Raw genomic sequence first — 2,548 nt, 5'->3', positions numbered from 1 at the left:
TCTCCTGGTATAGGCCATAATGTCGTCCTCCTCATCCTATTCCTACTAGGATACTTTATTTATTGGGGTACGACAACTATTCTGACACATAGGGAGAACATACATCATACTAGCCGGCAGATGTTATGGGTAAGGGAAGCATAACGGTTAGAATGAATTTGTTACTAGTATCCAGGTTGATTGAGACTATGCCATCGTATTTTTGAACTGCCTTATTAAGACTTAACAACCCATAGCCATGGTGATTCGACGTTGACTTTGTTGTTAATGGCAATCCATTGACTTTATTAATGGTACCTTCATAAGCATTCGCGAATGAAATAGCTAGTTGTCCCGCAGTAGTGGAACTATAGACTGATATGAAGCGGTCGTTGGGGTTTGTAACTTTTCTGCTTGCTTCAATAGCATTATCAAGGGCATTTCCAAAAATTGTACAGATATCCATGTCACTAATAAAGGCAGCAGGTCGAAAATCCAGGATTATAGACATAGATATATTATCCTTTTCAGCCTCTGCTATTTTTTCAGAGAGAAATCCGTCAAGAAGCTCGTTACCAGTCTCGACATATTTGTCGTTGGATTCTAAATTTACCAGCAAAGCATTAATATAGTTATTTAGTTGGTGATGATCTGACGTTCCAACTATTTTTTTTATGGCAATAAAATGATTTTTCATATCATGAGTGAGCAAGCGAAGATCATCTTCGGCAGCAATACGGTTCTTAATATTTTTTAATTTGAAGTCAGTTATAACTTCATGAAGGCGAGCTTCTTCCTGTTCCATTTGAACATACAGATATTTTTCGAAAAGAATTATTGAAGCTATAAGGAATAATTGTAATAAGATCGGGAAAAGGGTCATTTCAATGTTTTTCATTGAAACTCCATCAATCATAACAGAGAGGGAATATTTAACGTATAAAATACAACTAATTACAGACACAAGGAGAATGACACGGTCGGCACCAATGTGTTCGATTTTTTCGAAAGAGATTTGGTAATAAATGAAAATAAATAAGAATAGGAATACGCCATAAACTACAATAAAACTTTCAATGAAGAAAGGATAGAGTAGTGGAGTAATGAAGATGTTTTGCAGCGCATAGTAAATGGAAGAAGCCATTCCAGAAAGGTAAGCGGCTTTTTGCCACGATATTTCTTTTAAGTACTTCAAATAAATAAAAAAGATCAAAAACCTCAGAATAAATCGCAATACAATATTTGGGAATAAAAAATCGAAAAAATAGAGTAAGGAAAGAAATGAGAGGATTAATAAGGAGAATAATTTTTTCGCTCTGGTTGGTGCAATCTTTGGTTTGACTCCATGAAAAAAGCCAATAAATAATGCTGTTTCAAAAAAGAATCGCAGGAACTTGATTGAGTCACTACCCATATTATTTATCACCTACAAAACGTCCGAAATCAATTAAAAATTCTTTGCGTCGATGTTTGCTTAAAAGCACGGTATCTCCATTTGACATAATTAAAGAATCCTTATTTATCTTTTTTATGTGCCTATGATGAACAAGAAAGCTCTTGTGACATCTAAAAAAGGGATCGTCCTTTACCTGATTTTCAAATTCAACCAAAGGGGTATTGCATTTTACTACGCCTGAATTTGTAACTACGAGAATATCATGTTTAAAGGCTTCCATGTATAAAATGTCATTCACATTAATACGAAGCATTTCAGCACCCAGAGAAATAGAAATGAAATGACCTTCCTGTCTATCAAGAGATGAAAGCGCATCATTTAGTTGTCTTCTGAAAGGTTCATAGGAAACTGGTTTTTTAATGAATCCATATGCATGAACTTCGTATCCTTCTAAAGCATATTGCGTCATAGTAGTAATAAATATTATTCTTACATGATTGTTTTGTTTGCGTAAGATACGGGCAGCTTCCATACCAGAAAGCTGTCCCATTTTTATGTCCAATAATAGAATGTCTGTATTGTTTGGCAACTTCTTTACTAATTCTTCACCTGAACTAAGCACAGTAATGTTAAAGTCTACAGCTGTTTCTTTCATATATTGTTTGAGATGTGAAATGAGTAAATTTTGGCTATCGGTTTCGTCGTCACAAATAACTATATTTCGCATCATAAGTTCCTTTTTGCATGTAATTTATTTTGATTAAGCGTTGATTGACAATTTGATTATAGTGTAACTTGTTTCACAATGTCAAAAAAGTATACCATTTGGTCCAGTGGTGAGTGTAAAAAGACCAGTTGAGCAACATGTATTGCTTTACATGTTTGGTAAAACGATAATGAATCAAGAAATGTAACTGGTTCTCTAATTTGATCCTTATGGAGTGGTCATTTTCTAGAAATGCCCAAACCAAAGACTAATCAAAAAAGAATTGATTTCAGAAAGGGGAAATTATTTGAAGTAGTTAGGTAGGTTTTCAATTTTTGGAGTGAAGGCTGTTATTACAAGATCAGAAAGAATGTAAGCGGAAATTGTTGTGCACATGGTGGCTATGCCTCAAGTTTGTGAAAATGGAATATGCCCAGAAAAATGAAAACCCCATCCGAAGATGAGGT

At 34.4% G+C, this 2,548-nt stretch carries 2 protein-coding genes; both read right to left on the bottom strand.

The window, feature by feature from the left end; genetic code table 11:
• Positions 1-109: 109 nt before the first annotated feature.
• Positions 110-1,393, bottom strand: coding sequence for a sensor histidine kinase (locus J2Z34_RS17460; protein WP_209461153.1), 1,284 nt, complete (start codon positions 1,391-1,393; stop codon positions 110-112).
• A gap of 1 nt (position 1,394) precedes the next feature.
• The gene (locus tag J2Z34_RS17455; RefSeq protein ID WP_209461152.1) at positions 1,395-2,102 is read right to left on the bottom strand and encodes a LytR/AlgR family response regulator transcription factor; all 708 of its coding nucleotides are present in this window, start codon (positions 2,100-2,102) and stop codon (positions 1,395-1,397) included.
• Between the last annotated feature and the right edge of the window lie 446 nt (positions 2,103-2,548).

This window comes from Youngiibacter multivorans (assembly GCF_017873395.1).
GTDB lineage: Bacteria > Bacillota > Clostridia > Clostridiales > Clostridiaceae > Youngiibacter > Youngiibacter multivorans.
The sequence above is the reverse complement of the archived record's forward strand: the minus strand, read 5'-3'. Positions and strand labels throughout refer to the sequence as shown.

Excerpts from the sequence above, each read along its gene's own strand:
- J2Z34_RS17460 (WP_209461153.1), bottom strand. The coding sequence starts at position 1,393 with ATGGGTAGTGACTCAATCAAGTTCCTGCGATTCTTTTTTGAAACAGCA.
- J2Z34_RS17455 (WP_209461152.1), bottom strand. The coding sequence starts at position 2,102 with ATGCGAAATATAGTTATTTGTGACGACGAAACCGATAGCCAAAATTTA.